The 14901-nt window shown below is 62.6% G+C and carries 13 protein-coding genes; 6 read left to right on the top strand and 7 right to left on the bottom strand.

The genetic code is table 11. From position 1 onward, the window contains the following. Window positions 1–31 precede the first annotated feature (31 nt). On the top strand, window positions 32–1270 hold the full coding sequence (amt, locus tag KYT87_RS09895; protein ID WP_046807729.1) for an ammonium transporter: 1239 nt from the start codon (window positions 32–34) through the stop codon (window positions 1268–1270). 200 nt (window positions 1271–1470) lie between these two features. Here amt and ptsP read toward each other — a convergent pair whose 3' ends face one another. The 6 genes from ptsP to thrS all read right to left on the bottom strand — a co-directional run bounded on the left by ptsP (window position 1471) and on the right by thrS (window position 7745). Further along, window positions 1471–3129, bottom strand: a complete 1659-nt coding sequence (ptsP, locus tag KYT87_RS09890; protein WP_046807728.1) for a phosphoenolpyruvate--protein phosphotransferase — start codon at window positions 3127–3129, stop codon at window positions 1471–1473. 154 nt (window positions 3130–3283) lie between these two features. After that, window positions 3284–3553, bottom strand: a complete 270-nt coding sequence (locus tag KYT87_RS09885; RefSeq protein ID WP_046807727.1) for an HPr family phosphocarrier protein — start codon at window positions 3551–3553, stop codon at window positions 3284–3286. Window positions 3554–3669: 116 nt separating this feature from the next. Next, entirely contained in the window at window positions 3670–4071 is a 402-nt protein-coding gene (locus tag KYT87_RS09880; protein WP_120154701.1) for a PTS sugar transporter subunit IIA, read from the bottom strand. Between the two features lie 17 nt (window positions 4072–4088). Then, window positions 4089–5060: a glutathione synthase gene (gshB, locus tag KYT87_RS09875; protein WP_046807725.1), complete on the bottom strand. Its 972-nt coding sequence runs from the start codon at window positions 5058–5060 to the stop codon at window positions 4089–4091. 157 nt (window positions 5061–5217) lie between these two features. Continuing rightward, entirely contained in the window at window positions 5218–5772 is a 555-nt protein-coding gene (gene infC, locus KYT87_RS09870; protein WP_081451529.1) for a translation initiation factor IF-3, read from the bottom strand. A gap of 20 nt (window positions 5773–5792) precedes the next feature. Further along, window positions 5793–7745, bottom strand: coding sequence for a threonine--tRNA ligase (gene thrS / locus KYT87_RS09865; RefSeq protein ID WP_046807724.1), 1953 nt, complete (start codon window positions 7743–7745; stop codon window positions 5793–5795). 560 nt (window positions 7746–8305) lie between these two features. Here thrS and KYT87_RS09860 point away from each other — a divergent pair. Beyond that, on the top strand, window positions 8306–9046 hold the full coding sequence (locus KYT87_RS09860; RefSeq protein ID WP_052946146.1) for a response regulator transcription factor: 741 nt from the start codon (window positions 8306–8308) through the stop codon (window positions 9044–9046). Window positions 9047–9069: 23 nt separating this feature from the next. On the opposite strand, the gene hemN is transcribed toward KYT87_RS09860, so the two are convergent. Then, window positions 9070–10497: an oxygen-independent coproporphyrinogen III oxidase gene (hemN, locus tag KYT87_RS09855; RefSeq protein ID WP_219992139.1), complete on the bottom strand. Its 1428-nt coding sequence runs from the start codon at window positions 10495–10497 to the stop codon at window positions 9070–9072. A 125-nt stretch (window positions 10498–10622) separates the two neighbouring features. Here hemN and KYT87_RS09850 point away from each other — a divergent pair, with 125 nt between their 5' ends. From KYT87_RS09850 to KYT87_RS09835, 4 genes are all read left to right on the top strand, one after another. Beyond that, window positions 10623–10868: a hypothetical protein gene (locus tag KYT87_RS09850; RefSeq protein ID WP_219992138.1), complete on the top strand. Its 246-nt coding sequence runs from the start codon at window positions 10623–10625 to the stop codon at window positions 10866–10868. Window positions 10869–11078: 210 nt separating this feature from the next. After that, window positions 11079–11822, top strand: coding sequence for a FadR/GntR family transcriptional regulator (locus tag KYT87_RS09845; protein WP_120154692.1), 744 nt, complete (start codon window positions 11079–11081; stop codon window positions 11820–11822). Next, window positions 11819–13063: a Zn-dependent hydrolase gene (locus KYT87_RS09840; protein WP_219992137.1), complete on the top strand. Its 1245-nt coding sequence runs from the start codon at window positions 11819–11821 to the stop codon at window positions 13061–13063. Before KYT87_RS09845 ends, KYT87_RS09840 begins: the two co-directional genes overlap by 4 nt. A 260-nt stretch (window positions 13064–13323) precedes the next feature. Further along, a complete protein-coding gene (locus KYT87_RS09835) occupies window positions 13324–14898 on the top strand; it encodes an ABC transporter substrate-binding protein (RefSeq protein WP_219992136.1) in 1575 nt (524 codons plus the stop codon). The last annotated feature ends 3 nt before the right edge of the window (window positions 14899–14901 follow it).

Below are 14901 nucleotides of genomic sequence, written 5' to 3'. Positions count from 1 at the left end.
TAAATAAAGAAAGACTCATTGGAGCCTGAAAATGGATAAAGCAGATATCTCCTGGTTGCTCGTCTCTACCCTGCTCGTATTGATGATGGCCGTACCCGGTCTGGCGATGTTCTATGGCGGCCTGGTACGCAGCAAGAACGTGCTGTCTGTGTTGCTGCAAGTGTTGTGCACGTTCGTGTTGGGCCTGGTTCTCTGGTTCATCTACGGTTATTCGCTTGCCTTCACCGAAGGCAATGCATTCTTCGGCGGCCTGTCGCGCGCCTTCTTCTCTGGCATGTTCACACCGGCTGACGGCAAGTACGCCATGTCGAACACCCTGACCGAGCTGCTGTTCGCCTCGTTCCAGGCCACGTTCGCCGGCATCACTTGCGCGCTGATCGTGGGCAGCTTTGCCGAGCGCGCCCGCTTTTCGGCCGTGCTGGTGTTCACGGTGATCTGGTTCACGTTTGCCTACGTGCCGATCGCCCACATGGTGTGGTTCGCGTCCGAAACGGCGCCTGGCCTGCTGAACGCCAAGGGCGCACTGGACTTTGCCGGCGGGACGGTGGTGCACATCAACGCCGGTGTGGCCGGCCTGGTGGGTGCTTATGTGGTGGGTAAGCGCGTGGGCTACGGCCGCGAAGCGATGCAACCGCACAACCTGCCGATGACCTTCGTGGGCGCCGCCCTGCTGTGGGTGGGCTGGTTCGGCTTTAACGCGGGTTCGGCGCTGGCCGCCAACGAGAACGCCACGCTGGCCTTCTTCAACACGATGATCGCAACTGCCGGTGCCGTCCTGGCCTGGTTGTTCACGGAATGGGCCGTCAAGGGCAAGCCGTCGATGCTGGGCGCTGCGTCCGGCGCGATCGCGGGTCTGGTGGGCATCACGCCGGCAGCCGGCTTGGTCGGCCCGGTGGGCGCACTGATCATCGGCGTGATCGCCGGCATCGTCTGCGTCTGGGGCGTGAATGGCCTGAAGCGTTTGCTGCGTGCCGATGACGCGCTGGATGTGTTCGGCGTGCACGGTGTGGGCGGTATCGTCGGCGCCTTGCTGACCGGCGTGTTCAATGCCCAGGTCCTCGGTGGCCCCGGCCTGGCCGAACCCGGCATGATCGCCCACCAACTGTGGGTGCAGCTGGAAGGCGTGCTGCTGACCATCGTCTGGTCCGGTGTGGTGGCGTGGATTGCCTACAAGATCGCCAACGCCCTGTGCGGCCTGCGTGTGCCGGAAGATCAGGAACGCGAAGGTCTGGACGTCACCAGCCACGGCGAATCGGCTTATCACAGCTAAAGCGGTTTGCAGGCCTGCGGCTTGACTGCCGCAGGGCTTGCCAGAAACGGCGTCGGGGGCTGCCCCCGACGCCGTTTTTCATTGGTGACCCCGGATGCAAAGGCAAAGAAAAACGCCCCGTTCAGGGGCGTTCAGCGTCTGGCAGGTTCGGAATGGCCAATACAGGCCAATACAGGCAAATTCGGCCAACCCCGGTCGATTCAGGCCGGGTCCAGCGCGTCCAGGTCGACAGGCAAAGCGCGGTTGAGCGCGGTGGCCACTTTGATCCGCAAGGCGTTCGAATGCGCGCGCCGAACCTCGCGCTTGACGTCCAGCAACTGCTGCGGGTGCATGGAAAATTCCGTCAGGCCCAGGCCCAGCAACAGGCGTGTCATGCGTGAATCGCCCGCCATTTCACCGCACACCGCCACCGGCTTGCCGGCGCGCTCGCCCGCGTTGATGGTGTTGGCCACCAGGCGCAGCACGGCGGGATGCAGCGGGTCGTACAGCGCGGCAACATCATGGTCGCCGCGGTCAATGGCCAACGTGTACTGGATCAGGTCGTTGGTGCCGATAGACAGGAAATCCAGCGCCTGCGCGAAGGGCTCGATGGCGATTGCGATGGCGGGCACTTCTACCATTGCGCCCACTTCCATGTGCGGCGCATACGCCTGCCCACGCGCATCGAGCTCGCGGCGCGCCGCCTCGATGGCAGCCTTGGTGGCCACCACTTCGTGCATGTGCGCAATCATGGGGATCAGCAATCGAACCGGGCCGTGCGCCGATGCCCGCAAGATGGCGCGCAGCTGCGTGGCGAACATTTCCGGACGCGCCAGGCAGTAGCGGATTGCGCGCTGGCCCAGCGCGGGATTGGTAGCCACGGTGGCTTCGCCGTCCAGCGTCTTGTCCGACCCGATGTCCAGCGTGCGGATCGTGACGGGCCTGCCGGCCATGACCTTGACCACTGATGAATAGGCTTCGTATTGCTCTTCTTCGCCGGGCAGGTCCGGCCGGCCCATGAACAGGAATTCGCTGCGGAACAGGCCGATGCCGTGCGCGCCGGACGCCAGCGCCAGCGCGGCCTCTTCCGGCAGTTCGATATTGGCGTGCAGGACGATGTCGATGCCATCCAGCGTCACGGAAGGCTCGTCGCGCAACAGGCCCAGCTCTGCGCGTTCATCGGCGTACACGGCCTGGCGGCGGCGGTATTCCTGAAGAATGCGGTCAGACGGATTGACCACCACCGCGCCGGCCGCGCCGTCGATGATGAGCATGTCGCCATCGCGTACCAGCTCGCGTACGTTGCCCATGGCAACCACGGCCGGCACGCCCATGCTGCGCGCCACGATGGCGGTATGCGACGTGGGGCCGCCCAGATCAGTCACGAAAGCGGCGAAGCGGCCGCCGCGCAAGCGCAGCATGTCCGCCGGAGAAATGTCGTGAGCCACGACCACCAGCGCATCGTCGCCGCCCATGTGGGACATGTCGGGCAGGATGGCGGACGTGCCGGCAAGCACATGCAGCACGCGCTCGATGACCTGGCGTACGTCGGCCCCACGCTCGCGCAGGTACTCGTCTTCCATGGCGTCGAACTGCTGGCCCAGCATCTGGCCTTGCGTGGTCAGCGCCCATTCGGCGTTGTAGTGGCGTTCGGCGATCAGGCCCAGCGTTTGCTCGGCCAGCAAGGGGTCACCCAAGAGCAGGCTGTGCACGTTGAGCATGGCGCCCAGCTCGCGCGGCGCGTCGGCGGGCAAGGTGTCGGCCAATAGCCGAAGCTCTTGTTGCGCCGATGCCAGGGCCTCGGTCAGGCGGCTGCTTTCGGCGGGCACATCCTCGGGTGATATCCGGTAGTGCGCCACTTCCAGCGCCGCGGCGCCCATGACGACCGCGCGGCCGATGGCATATCCCTTGGCAACGCCTTTGCCATAAAGACAAACGACGGGGCTGGCGCGGCCAGCCCCGTCGTGGGCGATGTTCAGGGTCGTAGACGGGCCGGCCTCGGCAACGCCAGGGCCGGCGGATTCAGGGGGTGTTCTATTCCTGCTCACCGAATTTGCTGTCGAACAGAGTTTCGATTTCGGAAAGGGCTTGATCGGCGTCATTGCCGGAAGCCTCCAGTTTGACCGTCACGCCAAGCCCGGCCGCCAGCATCATGACGCCCATGATGCTTTTGGCGTTCACGCGTTGCGCGCCACGCGAGATGAAGATCTCGCTGGAGAACTTGCTGGCCAGTTGCGTCAGCTTGGCGGCGGCCCGCGCATGCAAACCCAATTTATTGCTGATGACGATGTCTTTAGTAGGCATAGGAAATATTATGACCGCGGATTAACGCCGCAGTGTTGATCGCAGCAAAGAGGCAAACCGTCAACCGCATTTCGACCGGAAATACCAGCCGACATAATAGGGCAAATTCCTGCCCGTCAGTCTACACGCAAGACACCCTGCACGCCGCCGGCCAAGGCCTTTTCGCGCGTATCGGCAAGCGGCAGATTGCGATAGGTCAAGGCGCGCAGCAGCATGGGGGTATTCAGGCCGGCCAGGACACAGCACTGAATGCCCTGCGCCTGGGCATCGGCCACGGCGCGCTTGGAGATATTGGCGGGGGTGGCGCCGATCAGGTCCGTCAGCACCAGCACACCGGCGCCGTGATCCTGTTCAAGAATATCTTTCAGGACGGCCGGTGCCTGCTCATCGGGCCGGTCCTCGGGCAGGATGTCGTGAATGGCCAGCATGCCGTCAAGGTCGCCCATGACGTGGCTGGCGCATTCGCGCATCGCCGCGCCCAAAGGCGCGTGCACGACGATAACAATACCCGTGGTCATGACGGATTCCAGAAAGATCAGGCTGCCGGGGCAGTATTCGCCACGGCTTTTTCAAGCGCCTGGACGAACATGCCCGCGACATCGAAGCCAGTCTGTTCGGCAATCTCGACGAAACAGGTGGGGCTGGTGACGTTGACTTCGGTGACGTAATCGCCAATGACGTCCAAGCCGACCAGCAGCAGGCCGCGAGCGGCAAGCTTGGGGGCGACGGCTTCGGCGATTTCGCGATCGCGCGGGGACAATTCCTGCGCCACGCCACGGCCGCCGGCGGCCAGGTTGCCGCGCGTTTCACCGGCCAGCGGAATGCGCGCCAGCGAATACGGCACCGGCTCACCGCCGATGAGCAGGATGCGCTTGTCACCCTTGACGATGTCAGGGATGTAGCGCTGAGCCATGATGGTGCGCGCGCCGTTGTCGGTCAGCGTTTCCAGGATGGCGTTCAGGTTTGGGTCTTTGGGTTGCAGGCGGAACACGCCCGTGCCACCCATGCCGTCAAGCGGTTTGACGATCACGTCGTGGTGCGTATCGTGAAACGCCTTCAGGCGAGCCATGTTGCGCGTCACCAGCGTCGGGGCGGTGAACTCGCTGATTTCGGTGATGGCCAGCTTTTCGGGATGGTTGCGAATGGCCGCGCCGCTGTTGAACACGCGGGCGCCCTGCGCTTCGGCGTATTCGAGCAGATGCGTCGAATACACGTATTCCATGTCGAAAGGAGGGTCTTTGCGCATCACGACGGCGCCAAAATCGGCCAGCGGCAGATCTTTTGCGGGGGACTCGGTCCACCAGTCGTGGCCGTGCAAGTCGGCATCCGCGACCAGCGCGATCGGCGTGGTAACGGCCTTGACCGTGCCGGCCTCGATGTAGAGATCGCCCTGCATGGCCACGCTAAGCGTGTGGCCGCGCGCCACGAGGGCACGCATCATGGCAACCGAACTGTCCTTGTACGCCTTGAGAAGCGGCAAGGGATCCAAAACGAACAAAACATGCATCGCGACACCCTGAACGTACGCCGCCTTCCCTGGCGGGAAGGCGGCTTTATGACATCGTAGCGCAGAGCCGCCCAATAAGCGAACCCGCCGGTCACGTGACGGACGGCGGGTCGGATGGGAAGCGGCCAAGCCTTCTTGCGAAGGCTATGGCTGGAACTTACGCGGCAGATTCAGGCTTGCCCGCAGCGGGCACGGCCTTCTTCTTGGGCGCCAGCACCATGACCATCTGACGGCCTTCGAGCTTCGGCATGGCTTCGACCTGGGCAAGTTCCAGCAGATCGTCACGCACACGTTCAAGCACACGCATACCCAGTTCCTGGTGAGCCATTTCGCGGCCACGGAAGCGCAGGGTCACCTTGGCCTTGTCGCCCTCTTCGAGGAAGCGGCGCAGGTTGCGCAGCTTGACTTGGTAGTCGCCCTCGTCGGTGGCCGGACGGAATTTGACTTCCTTGACCTGGATGACCTTCTGCTTGGAACGAGCTTCAGCTTGGCGCTTCTGCTCTTGGTACTTGAACTTACCGTAGTCCATCAAACGGCAGACCGGCGGCTCGGCGTTCGGCGCGATTTCCACCAGATCCACGTCGCTTTGCTCGGAAAGACGGAACGCGTCGGCGATCTTGACGATGCCCAGCTGTTCTCCGTCCAGACCTATCAGGCGCACCTCGGGGACGCGGATTTCACCGTTGATGCGATTGGCTTTTTCAGTGGCGATGTTGAAAGCTCCTAGAAATGTTAAGCAGCACTGCTATCAGGTTGATTGACGTCGCGACGGGCAGAAACATCCTCGGACAATCGCGCGACGAATTCGTCGTATGCGATGGCGCCAAGGTCCAATCCACCCAGACCGCGGACGGCTACGGTGCCGTTTTGTTTTTCCTTGTCGCCGACGACAAGAATGTACGGCACCTTTTGCAGGCTGTGCTCCCGGATTTTACGAGTGATTTTTTCACCACGCAAATCGGACTCTACTCTAAAGCCTTGTTTTTTCAGGCTTTGTGTTATTTCAGCCGCATAATCGGCCGAAGGTTCAGAAATGCAGCATACAACGGCTTGCACCGGGGCCAGCCAGGGCGGCATCGCGCCGGCATGGTTTTCGATCAGCATGCCGATGAAACGCTCGAGCGAACCCAGGATGGCACGGTGCAGCATGACCGGCGGACGACGCTGGTCGTTTTGGTCGACATACTCGGCGCCAAGGCGCACGGGCATGGAGAAGTCGACCTGAATGGTACCGCATTGCCAGTGGCGCCCGATGGCGTCTTTCAGGGTGTATTCCACCTTGGGACCGTAAAACGCGCCTTCCCCCGGGGAAATCTCGAATTCGCAACCCGTGCGGCGCAGACTTTCCATCAACGCCTGCTCGGCCGTATCCCAGACTTCGTCAGAGCCGATGCGCTTTTCAGGACGCGTGGCGACCTTGTACAGCACTTCGGTAAAGCCGAAATCGCGATAGACCTTCTGTAGCAGGGCCGTGAAGTCGGCGCATTCGTCTTGCAGCTGATCTTCGGTACAGAAGATGTGGCCGTCATCCTGCGTGAACCCGCGCACGCGCATCATGCCGTGCAGCGAACCCGAGGGTTCGTTGCGGTGGCACTGGCCGAATTCGCCATAGCGCAGCGGCAGTTCGCGATAGGAATGCAGGCCGGCGTTGAAGATCTGCACGTGGCCCGGGCAGTTCATCGGCTTCAGGCCATAGACGCGGTTCTCGGACTCGGTCGTGAACATGTTTTCACGATAGTTGTCCCAGTGGCCCGTCTTCTTCCACAGCGAAATATCAAGGATCTGCGGCGCCTTGACTTCCTGGTAGCCGTTGTTGTTGTAGACGGCACGCATGTATTGCTCGACCTGCTGCCACAACGCCCAGCCCTTGGGATGCCAGAAAATCAGGCCCGGCGCTTCATCCTGGAAGTGGAACAGGTCAAGTTCGCGGCCGATCTTGCGGTGATCGCGGCGCTCGGCCTCTTCCAGCATGTGCAGGTAGGCTTCCTGTTCTTCCTTGGTGGCCCAGGCCGTGCCATAGATGCGCTGAAGCATTTCGTTCTTGCTGTCGCCGCGCCAATAGGCGCCGGCCACCTTCATCAGCTTGAACACCTTCAGCTTGCCGGTGGACGGCACGTGGGGGCCGCGGCACAGGTCGATGAAATCGCCTTCGCGATACAGGCTCAGGGGCTCGTTGGACGGGATCGACGCGATGATCTCGGCCTTGTACTTTTCGCCGATACCCTTGAAGAATTCAACGGCATCATCGCGCGACCATTCTTCACGCGTCACAACCTCGTCTTTCTTGGCAAGCTCGGCCATCTTCTTTTCGATGGCGACCAAGTCTTCGGGCGTGAACGGGCGCTTGTACGAGAAGTCGTAGTAGAAGCCGTTGTCGATCACGGGACCGATGGTGACCTGAGCGTCCGGAAACAGCTCCTTCACGGCATAGGCCAGCAAGTGGGCCGTCGAGTGCCGGATCAGATCCAGGCCATCGGCGTCCTTGGCGGTCACGATTGCCAGGCGCGCATCGCCTTCGATGCGATAGCTTGTGTCGACCAGCTTGGACGACTCGCCTTCAAACGTCACGCGGCCGCCCAAGGCGGCCTTGGCCAGGCCCGTACCGATCGACTGAGCCACTTCGGCGACCGTGACCGGCCCCGGATATTGGCGTTGCGAACCATCGGGCAATGTGATCTGTACCATCGGGAGTGCTTCCTGGGGTTCTTGGAACGAGAAAAAAATCAATGAACGAAAACGAAAAACGCGGCCTGATAGCCGCGTTTTCTGGTTGTCTTGCTGAGTCTTACCGCTGACCTGACACGGTGAAACCCGACGCACGAAAAACTAACGCGACATAGGGCGAAAGTTCCGGGTCGTAGTTCGTGCCAGCAGGAAAAACATGATTCTGAGCCTGTTCAAACGCGCCAGCACGGCGCGTTGCAAGGTTGCGCGATCGATACCAACCAAGACCGGGCCGGGGGCACCCCAGCAACCAACGGATCGACCGAAATTAATGTGTCGATTGTAGCACCCTTTGCGCCTTTTCCGGGCGCCAGTCAAGCGAATATGCCCAGTCTTGCGGCTGATTGAATGCTCGTTTCAGGGTGCAAAGGTCCGATATTCGGGTGATTCCCGTCCGGACAGGCTTTCGAAAACGTAACCTTCCATCGCAAATTTATGACCAGGCGCGGAGCGTGCTCCGGACTTCAACTCTGGCCGAGAAAAGCGCGACGCGGTTCGCGCTACCGGCTTGTGGAGCATCGATGAAAGCTGTCCCAATACGTGTGACCAAAGCAGCCTCTATTTCCAACCCGCCACGCTGCGGCGAAGGCGTGCGCTCGAGCGGACGCAGGCATATGCTGCTGTCGCGGCTGCCGTCGGTTATCAAGGTGGCGATACTGGACGATCACCCCGTCGTCGCCCTAGGCGTGGGGGCATATCTTGAAAGCCGCCCCGGCTTCCGGGTGCTGCACCGAGAGACATCGGCGCGCGAAATGCTTGAGAAGCTGCGTCATACGCCCTGTGATGTAGCGCTGGTGGATTTTTATCTGCCCCAGGAACCCTGGGACGGCGTCAATTTCCTGCGGCGGCTGCGGCGGCACTACCCTGCCCTGGCGCTCATCACGTTTTCGGCGGGCAACCGGCAGGAAACGCAATACGCCGCGTATCGCGCCGGCGCCAACGGCTATTTGGCCAAGCAATGGGGAATGGTGTTGCTGCCCGAAATCATTCGCGCCGTACTCAACAACAAGAAGACCTTTCTGTCCGTGCAGGACGGCAAGGTTCGCCCCGTGCTGCCCGACCACCCCCACGCGATGCTGACCACATCCGAAATCGAGATCCTGCGCCATATCAGCCAGGGCCTGTCCGTCACGCAGATTGCCGCGCGCCTGTCGCGCAGCAAAAAGACGATCAGCACCCATAAGCGGCGGGCGATGCAAAAGCTGCAACTGGCCGACGATCTATCGCTGGCTCTATACCTGCGCGAGAAATTCGCGGAATGAAGCCGCCCCGCGCACGCGCCGCGTCAGATGATGCGGGAATAGCTGGCGCCGCTGCCGGCGCTGCCCAGGTAGCCGTCAAACGCCATGGCGACCGCGCGCACGAAGTACCAGCCCAGCCCGGTAACCTCTACTTCGCCCGCGCGCAGATTGACCAGGCCCAATTCGGCCAGGTTCGCCATTTGCACCAGTTCGCGGCTGAAGTAGTCGCCAAAGCGCAGGCCGTGGCGGGCCTCGACGGCGGCAAAGTCCACGCGGCCCTGGCACATGATGTCCATGATGACTTCCCGCCGCACCAGGTCGTCGCTGGACAGGCTGAGCCCGCGTTCCACCGCGAAATGGCCGGATTCGACCGCGCCGTAATAGGCGTCCAGCACTTTTGCGTTCTGGCTGTACGTGTTGCCGATGCGGCCGATGGCGGATACGCCCAGGGCGACCAGATCGCGGTCGGGCTGGGTGCTATAGCCCTGGAAATTCCGGTGCAGCTGGCCACGCTGCTTGGCGATGGCCAACGCGTCGGTGTTCAGCGCGAAATGGTCCATGCCGATGTACGTGTAGCCCTGCTGCAGAAAGCCGTCGATGGCCGCGCCAAGCAAGCCCACCCGGGTCTCGCGGTTGGGCAGGTCCGCTTCGTGGATGCGGCGTTGGGGCTTGAAGCGCTCGGGCAGGTGCGCGTAGGCGTACAGCGCAATGCGGTCGGGTCGCAACGCCACCACCTGTTTGATCGTGCGCGCGAACGATTCCGTGGTCTGCAACGGCAGCCCGTAGATCAGGTCCATGTTGACCGAGTCGTAGCCCAGGGCGCGCGCGCTTTGCATCAGCGCCCGCACGTCGTCAAAAGACTGCACCCGATGCACCGCCTTTTGCACCTGCTCGTCAAAATCCTGCACGCCGAAGCTCAGGCGGTTAAAGCCCAACTGCCGAAGGTGCGCCAGGCGCTGGGGCGTAGCCGTGCGAGGATCGACTTCGATGGAAATTTCGGCATCGTTCTCGAACCGGAATGCCGATCTCAGGTCCTGCATCAAACGAGTCAGCTCCGCATCGGACAGAAACGTAGGCGTTCCGCCACCAAAGTGCAGTTGCGACACCGGCACGCCCGCGCCAAGCTCCTTCACGTGCAAGGCGATCTCTTGCGCCAGCGCTTCCAGGTAGCGCACCGCACGGTCGTGATGACGCGTGACCACCTTGTTGCACGCGCAGTAATAGCAGACCGAATCGCAGAACGGGATGTGCACATATAGCGACAGCGGCTCGGTCGCGGCGTTGGCGCGACGCTGCCGCAGCGCGCTGCGATAGTCCTGCTCGCCGAAATTGCCGTGATAGCGGTCGGCGGTGGGATACGAGGTGTAGCGTGGCCCGTTCTTGTCCAGCCTCGCCAACAATCGAGGGGGAAAGAACGGTTCGGCGGCGGCAGGCGCGGGCGATGAAACGACGGGGCTTAGGGCGGCTTGCATAGCCTGGATTATTCGCCCTTGCGGGTCACCGCAACTTGATCTGGCGCAAACCCGGCGGCGTCTTGGGCGGGCGCCGGGTCACGCCCGTAAAATGCGGCTTTTACGTTGCACAACAAGGACACCTCATGGGCACTGAACTGGACGGCCGCCTGTTGGCCATGCGCCAGGCGGTGGCAATTGCCATCGCCCTATCCACCCGCAGCAGCCCGCAAGCTACCGACATGGCGCTGGAACTGCTTAACGACCTGAAGGCCGGCATGGACAACGCCCCGTCCGACAGCCCCTTTGAAAAGCCCCAATGGGTAGAGGGCGCCCAGGACGAACTGGACGGCATCGCGCGCCTGGTCCGCGCGTTCACGAACGAGCCCTGAACCGGGCATGCAAGCAAGCGGCGCTGGCGCAACGCCAACGCCCGCTTCAGGCCAGACACTAACGTCGCCTAACTGGCCTGACCACCGGATAGGAAGCCGTAGATTCCCTCTGATCGTTTTCCCTGAAAACGTAAATTTCCCCTTCTATTTCAAAGGCGGCGTGCCTATATTGGTGGCCTGACCACCAGGCCATGACAACTCCACGCCACGATGAGCACCTTTCAGGCCGTCGCCGCCACCCGCTTGTATCGCATGATTGCCGACCAGATCGCCGGCCGCATCCGAGCGGGTGATTTCCTGCGCGGCGCGCGCCTGCCTTCCGAGCGCGAGCTGGCCGAACAACTGCAAGTGAGTCGGGCCTCGATCCGCGAAGCACTGATTGCCCTGGAAATCGAAGGCTACGTCGAAGTTCGCGTCGGCACCGGGGTGTTCGTCACGACCTCGCCGGACGGCGCCGCGTTTCCCGCAACGGCCGCCATGGGCGCGCCGGCCTTGGCCGAACAGGACGACATCGGGCCATTCGACCTTCTTGAAGCCCGCATGCTGATCGAACCGGAATGCGCGGCGCTGGCCGCGCACCAGGCCACGCCCGCACAGATTGCCGGCATCCGCGATGCCCATGCCGCCATGTCGCTGACCGACTCGCCCGGCCGCCATGACCGCGCGTTCCACAGCGCCATCGGCGCGGCCTGCGGCAACGCGGCGCTGGCGTCGGCCGTGGCGCACCTGTGGAATCTAAGCCAGTCCAGTTCGCTGTATAGCCGCATGCAGGACTATTTCGTCACGACGCAAGCGTGGGTCGCCGCCCATGCCGAGCATCAACGCATCCTGAACGCCATCACGGCGCGAGACCCGATTCGCGCGCGCCACGCCATGCACACGCACCTGCTTGGCATCCTGGCGCGCCTGCGCGAAGACTTCGATCCCCTTACCGATCATCGAGGCAACCCATGACTACGTCTTCCCTGTCCATCAACGGCCAACGCCTGTGGCAGTCGCTGATGGACCTTGCGCGCATCGGCGCCACGCCAAAAGGCGGCAACTGTCGATTGGCGCTGACCGCGCTGGACGGCCAGGGCCGCGACCTTGTCACTGGCTGGATGCGCGATGCCGGCATGACGGTGCGGGTGGACCAGGTGGGCAACATCTTTGCGCGCCGCGCCGGCCGCAATAACGACCTGCCGCCCGTCATGACCGGCAGCCACATCGATACCCAGCCCACGGGCGGCAAGTTCGACGGCTGCTACGGCGTGCTGGCCGGCCTGGAGGTCATGCGCACGTTGAACGACGCCGGCGTCCAGACGGAAGCGCCGCTGGAAGTGGCGATCTGGACCAACGAGGAAGGCTCGCGCTTTGTGCCCGTGATGATGGGGTCCGGCGTATTCGCCGGCAAGTTCCCATTGGAAACCGCGCTGTCGGCCCGCGACGCGCAAGGCATCTCGGTAGGCGATGAGCTGGCCGCGATCGGATACGCGGGCACCGACCCGGTAGGCGGGCGCCCGGTGGACGCCTACTTCGAGGCCCATATCGAACAGGGCCCGATTCTTGAACACGAGGAAAAGACCATCGGCGTCGTGACCGGGTCGCTGGGCCTGCGCTGGTACGACATCACGGTGACCGGCATGGAAATGCACGCGGGCCCCACGCCGATGGCGATTCGCCGCGACGCGCTCTTTGCCGCCAGTTTTCTGGTGCAGACCGTCATCAACATCGCCAACGGGCACCAGCCGCACGGGCGTGGCACCGTGGGCGAGATCCACGCGCATCCGGGATCGCGCAACGTCATTCCCGGCCAGGTGCGCTTTACCGCCGACCTGCGCCACGAAGACGAAGCCACGTTGACGCGCATGGACCAGCAATGGCGCCGGGCTTGCGATGACATCGCCGTGGCCCATGGCGTGCAGGTGGACTTGAAAGACGTGCAGTATTTCCGCCCCACGCCCTTTGATACCGACCTGGTGGACAAGGTCCGGCAAGGCGCCGCCAGTCGCGGCCTGCCGGCGATGAACATCGTGACGGGCGCGGGGCACGACGCCGTCTACATGGCCGCGGTGGCGCCCACCGCCATGATCTTCGTGCCCTGCAAAGACGGCATCAGCCACAACGAAATTGAGGACGCGCAACCCGAGCATCTGGAAGCCGGCTGCAACGTCCTGCTTGACGCCATGGTGGCGCGGGCCAACGCCGCAAGATAGCGGCAACTGTTTCCTCGCGGATCGCCGCGCGGCCGATGCCGACGTCACCACGTCTTTCGGCACGCCGCGCGTGCACCGCCGATTTCGCCGCATTGGTGCGCGGCCTGCCTTACCCAGCACCTGTACGAAGCATGGCGGTAGCGGCTTTACCTGTAGTACCCCTGATAAACCCAGGTGGCACAAGGTTTGCTTGTCAAAGCACGGCATCCGCCGCGCAGCGGCGGTCACCTGTCAGTCCCTTTCCAGCCCGGAGGCTCGCAGTGAAATCGAAGAAATGGTTCTCCCTAAGCATCGGCGCATTGGTCCTTGCGGCCGCGCTACCCGCCACGCAAGCCTTGGCGCAGACCAAAGGCGGCACGCTGAACATGATCGTGCAGCCCGAGCCGCCCGTGATCGTCACGGCCATCAACCAGCAAGGCCCCACGCAATTTGTCGCGGGCAAGATCTACGAAAGCCTGCTGACCTATTCCACCGACCTGAAGCCGCAGCCCGGCCTGGCCAAATCGTGGGAAGCGGCGGCCGACGGGCTGACCTACACGTTCCACCTGCAAGACAACGTCAAGTGGCATGACGGCAAGCCGTTCACGTCGGAAGACGTGGTGTTCTCGCTTTCCGAGATGCTGCCCAAGACGCATGCGCGCGCCCGCGTCATCTTGAACAAGTTTGTCGATTCGGTGACTGCCCCGGACGCGAAAACGGTGGTAATCAAGCTGAAGACGCCCTTCCCCGCTTTCATGCTGATGTTCGAACCTGGCTTTGCGCCCATGATGCCCAAGCATCTGTACGCCGGCACGGACTTCATGACCAACCCGGCCAACCAGAAGCCCGTGGGCACCGGCCCGTTCATGTTCAAGGAATGGAAGCGCGGCGAATACATCAAGCTGACGCGCAACCCCGATTATTGGAAGCCGGGCAAGCCTTATCTGGATGAACTGGTGTTCAACGTGATTCCCGACGCGGCCTCGCGCGCGGTCGCGTTCGAACGCGGCAGCGTGGACGTGCTGCGTGGCGGTGACGTGGACAACGTCGACATCAAGCGCCTGCGCGCCCTGCCCAAGGTGGAATACACCACTGCCGGCTGGGAAATGTTCTCGCCGCAGGCTTACCTGATCTTCAACATGCGCAAGCCCCCGTTCGACAACCTGAAGGTGCGTCAGGCCATCATGGCCGCGATGAACCGCAACATGGTGGTCAACAATATTTTCTTCGGCCTGGGCAAAGTGTCGACCAGCCCCTTCGTGACGACCGAGATGTTCTACGACAAGAACATGCCGGCGATGCCGTTCGACATGAAGAAGGCGCGCGCGCTGATCAAGGAATCGGGCATCAAGCCCGAGGACTACACGATTCGCCAATTGAGCTTTCCGTACGGTTCCACCTGGGATCGCCTGGGCGAATACACCAAGCAGGCGCTGGAACAGCTGGGCTTCAAGGTCAATGTGGAATCCACCGACGCGGGCGGCTGGGCCAGCCGCACGGGCAATTGGGACTTCGACCTGACCACCACGTTCACCTACCAGTACGGCGACCCCGCGCTGGGCGTGCAGCGGCTGTATATCTCGTCGAACATCGTCAAGGGTTCGCCGTTTGCCAACGTGCAGGGCTACAGCAACCCCGAGACCGACAAGCTATGGGAAGCCGCCGCCTCTGAAGTTGATCCGGCCAAGCGCCAGGAGATCTACACCAAGCTGCAAACCACGCTGGTCAATGACGTGGCCAACGGCTACCTGGTGGATATGGAATTCCCGACCCTGTACCGCGCCAACGTGAAGAACCTGGTCAAGACCGCGATCGGGTTGAACGAATCGTTCGACGACGTCTACATCGAAAAGTAAGCG

This window comes from Achromobacter sp. ES-001 (assembly GCF_019448355.1).
In the GTDB taxonomy this organism is placed as follows: domain Bacteria; phylum Pseudomonadota; class Gammaproteobacteria; order Burkholderiales; family Burkholderiaceae_B; genus Achromobacter; species Achromobacter spanius_B.
The sequence above is the reverse complement of the archived record's forward strand: the minus strand, read 5'-3'. Positions and strand labels throughout refer to the sequence as shown.